The sequence below is a fragment of the Streptomyces sp. NPDC054841 genome (genome assembly GCF_053611045.1).
On the sequence record NZ_JBSGZO010000582.1, the window covers coordinates 1 to 4,793 of the forward strand.

General features: G+C 68.0%; 4 protein-coding genes. All 4 read right to left on the reverse strand.

The window, feature by feature from the left end; translation table 11 throughout:
- Window positions 1-1,261: sugar ABC transporter permease (locus tag ACWGI8_RS39680; protein WP_453668303.1), on the reverse strand; the 1,261-nt coding region annotated here is incomplete at its 3' end.
- The gene (locus ACWGI8_RS39685; RefSeq protein ID WP_453668304.1) at window positions 1,258-2,046 is read right to left on the reverse strand and encodes an ATP-binding cassette domain-containing protein; all 789 of its coding nucleotides are present in this window, start codon (window positions 2,044-2,046) and stop codon (window positions 1,258-1,260) included. The genes ACWGI8_RS39685 and ACWGI8_RS39680, both read right to left, overlap by 4 nt.
- A gap of 186 nt (window positions 2,047-2,232) precedes the next feature.
- Window positions 2,233-3,345: a substrate-binding domain-containing protein gene (locus tag ACWGI8_RS39690; RefSeq protein WP_453668305.1), complete on the reverse strand. Its 1,113-nt coding sequence runs from the start codon at window positions 3,343-3,345 to the stop codon at window positions 2,233-2,235.
- Between the two features lie 120 nt (window positions 3,346-3,465).
- On the reverse strand, window positions 3,466-4,665 hold the full coding sequence (locus tag ACWGI8_RS39695) for an ROK family transcriptional regulator (RefSeq protein WP_453668306.1): 1,200 nt from the start codon (window positions 4,663-4,665) through the stop codon (window positions 3,466-3,468).
- Window positions 4,666-4,793: the final 128 nt, after the last annotated feature.

Consider the following 4,793-nt stretch of genomic DNA (forward strand, 5'->3'; position numbering starts at 1 on the left):
TGACGGAGTCGATCACGACGGTGGCCAGCAGCACACCACCGGTGATCATGTACTGGATCGGCGTGGCGATGCCTTCCAGCGCGAGTCCGTACTGGATCGAGACGATCACCATGACACCGAGCAGCGCGTTCCAGGTGCGGCCGCGGCCGCCGAAGAGGCTGGTGCCGCCGATGACGGCCGCCGCGATGACGTTCATCAGGAGGTCACCGGCGCCGGCGCTCTGGTTGGCGGCCGCGATCTTGGAGGCCCAGAACAGGCCGCCGATGGCGGCGAAGGTGCCCGCGATGGCGAAGACCGAGACCCGGACCGCCGTCACGTTGATACCGGCACGGCGGGACGCCTCGACGCTGCCGCCGAGCGCGAAGATCTTCCGGCCGTACGCGGTGCGCCGCAGGACGAAGTCCGTGATGACCAGCACCGCCAGGAACAGCACCAGCGCGAGGGGAAGTCCCTTGTACTGGTTGAACATGAACGCGGCGGCGAAGGACACGACCGCGAGCAGGGCCGAGCGGAAGATGATGTCCCCGACCGGCCGGGACGGGATTCCGGCGGCCTCACGACGGCGGCTGTCGAAGAACGACGAGAGGAAGAAGCCGGCCACGGCGACCGCGGCGAGGCCGTAGGCGGCCGCCACGTCCGAGAAGTAGTACGTGGTCAGCTTGCCGACCACGCCTTCGCCGTCCAGGTTGATGGTGCCCTGGTCGCCGAGGAGCTGGAGCATGAAGCCCAGCCAGAACAGCAGTCCCGCCAGGGTGACGGCGAACGCGGGCGCGCCGATCCGGGCGAAGAAGAATCCGTGCAGGGCCCCGATGGCCGCGCCGCTCGCGATGGCGACGAGGACGGCGAGCCACTCGTTCATGCCGTGAGTGACCGTCAGTACGGCGACGATCGCGCCGGACACACCGCTGACCGAGCCGACCGACAGGTCGATCTCGCCGAGCAGCAGCACGAAGATGATGCCGACGGCCATCATGCCGGTGGCGACCATCGTGACCGCGATGTTGCTGAGGTTCTGCGCGGAGAGGAAGTTCGAGTTCAGGCTCTGGAAGATCACGCAGATGAGGATCAGACCGATGACGACCGGGATCGAGCCCAGGTCACCGGCGTGCAGCTTGCGCTTGAACTCCGAGACGTAACCGGCGAAGCCCTGCTCGCGCACCAGCAGCCGGGGGTCGACCGCGGTGACCGCGTCGTGGGCGGCATCCGGGTTCACTACCTCGTGTCCGCCGCCGATGGGGGCGGAGGTCTTTTCGGTGCTCACTTCTGCGCCTCCGAGGTGCGCGCCGCACGACGGGTCACGGCGTTGTCCGTGGCGCCGGTGATGGCGGAGATGATCTCTTCCTGCGAGGTGGACTTGACGTCGAAGACGCCGTTGTTCCGGCCGAGCCGGAGCACCGCCACCTTGTCCGCGACGGCCTTCACATCGGCCATGTTGTGGCTGATGAGGATGACCGCGTGGTCACGCTCACGCAGCCGCTCCACGAGGTCGAGCACCTGTGCGGTCTGCTCGACGCCGAGGGCGGCGGTGGGCTCGTCGAGGATGACGAGCTTGGGCTCGCCGAGCATCGAACGGGCGATGGCCACGGTCTGCCGCTGACCGCCGGAGAGCGAGGCGATCGGGATACGGACGCTGGGGATGCGGATCGAGAGCGTGCTGAGCAGCTCACGGGAGCGGCGCTCCATCTCCACCTCGTCGAGAACGCCGCGCTTGCGCAGCTCCCGGCCGAGGTAGAGGTTGCCGACGACGTCGATGTTGTCGCACAGCGCGAGGTCCTGGTAGACGGTCGCGATGCCCAGGTTCTGGGCGTCGTGCGGCTTGCCGATCGACACGGCCTTGCCTTCCCATTCGATGACGCCCTCATCGATGGGGTGTACGCCGGCGATCGTCTTGACCAGCGTGGACTTTCCGGCGCCGTTGTCGCCTACAAGGGCGACCACCTCGCCGCCGTGGACCTCAAGCTCTACGTCGGTGAGCGCCTGAACGGCACCGAACCGCTTGGAGACCCCGCGCAACGCCAGCACGGGCGTAGCGGACACGTGAACCATCTCCTTCGCCGCCTGACCGGCGGGGATGCCGCGCCGTAGGGGTGGCGCGGAGGTTGAGCAGAAGCGAACGACACTTGCGTCGATGGGAGAAGCGTTTCTGTCCGGTGCCCCGCCCCGATAGCGGGGGCTGGAAGGGGGCAGGGGCACCGGGCAGGCTTCGGGGGCGGTCCCTTCGGGACCCGGGGCCTACTTCAGGCCGAGCGCGTCGCAGGCGGCCTTGTACTTCGGGGTGCAGATCTCGGCGACGGTGTAGACGCCGTCCTTGAGGACCGTGTCCTTGATGTTGTCCTTGGTCAGCGAGACGACCGGGACGAGCACCGACGGGACGCCCTTCTGGGTGGGGCTGTCGACCTTGGACTTGGCGATCGAGTCGAGCTTCTCGCCCTTGGCGAGCGCCACGGCCATCTCGGCGGCGGCGGCGGCCTCCGGCGCGTACGGCTTGTAGACGCTCATGAACTGCTCACCCGCGACGATCCGCTGCACACCGGCGAGCTCGGCGTCCTGGCCGGTGACCGGCGGGAGCTTGGAGATGCCGGCGGCCTTCAGGGCGGTGATGATGCCGCCCGCCATGCCGTCGTTGGCGGAGTACACGCCGACGATCTTGTCCTTGCCGATGGCCGTGATCGCCGCCTCCATGTTGGCGTTGGCGTTCTCCGGCTTCCACTCCTTGGTGTCGTACTCCTTGCCGATGTTCACCTTGCCCTCGAGCTCGGCCTTCGCGCCCTTCTTGAACAGCGCGGCGTTCGGGTCGGTGATCGCGCCGTTCATCATCACGATCTGGCCGTCCTTGGCCTTGGCGCCGAGCGCGGCGAGGAGCGCCTTGCCCTGGACGTGGCCGACCTCTTCGTTGTCGAAGGAGGTGTAGCCGTCGATCGGGCCCTCGGCGAGGCGGTCGAAGGCGACGACGGGGATGCCCTCGTCCTTGGCCTTCTTCACGCTGCCGGCGATCGCCTTGGAGTCCACGGCGTCGATGATCAGCGCGTCGACCTTGTTGGTGATCATCGTGTCGACCTGCTGGGTCTGCAGCGTCGCGTCCTGCTTGGCGTTGGCGTAGACGACCTCGGCCTTGCCGTTCGTGAGCTCGCTGATCTTCTTCTCGATGAGCGGCTTGTCGAACTTCTCGTAGCGCGCGGTCTGGTTCTCGGGGAGAAGGAGACCGATCTTGATGTCGTCGCCCTTCGCGGCACCGGTCTTGGAGCCGTTGTCCCCGGACTCCTTGGCGCTGCCACAGGCGGCGAGGGACACGGCCATCGCGGTGGCGGCCACAGCCACGGCGGCACGACGCATCTGCGTGTTCATTCAGAAACCTCCCTGACGAGGCCGCGTCCTTGCGGCCGAGGTGGCTGGAAGTCAACTCGGCTGCAACGCCAGCGTCAAGGAGTAAATCCTTAACGAGATGACAACGGTGCCATTCGTTATCTAAGTGAAGGCAGGCGCCCCGGCCGGTACCGAGCTGTCCAGAAGTGTCGAATCGCCCATTTCGCTGAGTACGAGTGCCAGCGCCCCCAGCACCTCGGCGCGTCCGCCCAGCGCCCCCGGAAGGACGGAGAGCTGGCGGGCCGCGCTGGGAATCGCGTACCTGGAGACCGATTCACGGATCGGCGCGAGGACCAATTCTCCCGCTTCGGCCAGATTCCCGCCGAGCACGACCCGGCTGGGATTGAGCAGATTGCACAGGTTGGCCACGCCGCTCCCGATGTGCCGTCCCACGTCGGCGATCACCCGGCGGCAGCCCGGATCGCCCTCCCGCGCGAGCTGCACCACGCGCTCCATGGTCAGATCCGGGCCGTGGCTCGGCTGGAGCAGCGGCAGGACGTACCGGGCGGCCGCGAAGGTCTCCAGGCAGCCACGGTTGCCGCAGCGGCAGACGGGACCCGACTCGTCCAGCGTGATGTGGCCGATCTCCCCGGCCGTACCGCCGGGGCCCCGGTAGATCTGTCCCTCTATGACCAGACCGGCGCCGACACCGCTGGCGACCTTGATGTACGCGAGGTCCTTGACCCCTCGGCCGCTCCCCCAGACCAGCTCGCCGAGCGCGCCGAGGTTGGCGTCGTTGTCGACGTACACCGGCACCCCGAGGCGGGCGGAGAGCTCCTCGCTGGGGTTGATCCCGGTCCAGCCCGGCAGGATCGAGGTGGAGCCGAGCGTGCCGGACTCGACGTCGATCGGTCCCGGGACGCCGAGACCGACGCCGATGACCTTGTCCCGGCCGATCCCGGTGGCCTCGATCAGCCGTGTGACCAGCTGTTCCGCCCGCCCGAAGCCCTCCGCGGACGACGCGTCGACATCGAGCGGCTCGGACTCCTCGGCGAGCACCTGGTGGGCCAGGTTCCCGACCGCGACCCGCAGGTGGGTGTGGCCGAAGTCGACACCGATGACGACGCCGGCGTCCCCGCTGAGCGAGACGCTGCGGGCCCGGCGGCCGCCCGCCGATGTGGGCGTCACCTCGACGGTTCCGCCATCCTTCAGTTCACGAACGATGTTGGAGACCGTGGCGGCGGACAGGCCGGTGCTCCTGGCGATCTCGGCCTGGGTGAGCGAACCGGCCATACGCACGGCACGTACGACCCGCTCGAGATTGGCCCGATGCAGAGATGTCTGCGACCCCGGAGTCTCCATCGACTCACACACTCCCGCTCTTTACTCCAACATGTGAACTCTAAGGGGAGCCTTTCGGGTCGCTCCCCGTCAAGACCTGAGCAAGCGCAGAACCGCCCGCCGGCGGCTGCCGACGGGCGGTGTACGCG

What these genes read in the sequence shown, in the direction of transcription:
- ACWGI8_RS39695 (WP_453668306.1), bottom strand. Translation starts at nt 4,665, where the DNA reads ATGGAGACTCCGGGGTCGCAGACATCTCTGCATCGGGCCAATCTCGAG.
- ACWGI8_RS39685 (WP_453668304.1), bottom strand. Translation starts at nt 2,046, where the DNA reads ATGGTTCACGTGTCCGCTACGCCCGTGCTGGCGTTGCGCGGGGTCTCC.
- ACWGI8_RS39690 (WP_453668305.1), bottom strand. Translation starts at nt 3,345, where the DNA reads ATGAACACGCAGATGCGTCGTGCCGCCGTGGCTGTGGCCGCCACCGCG.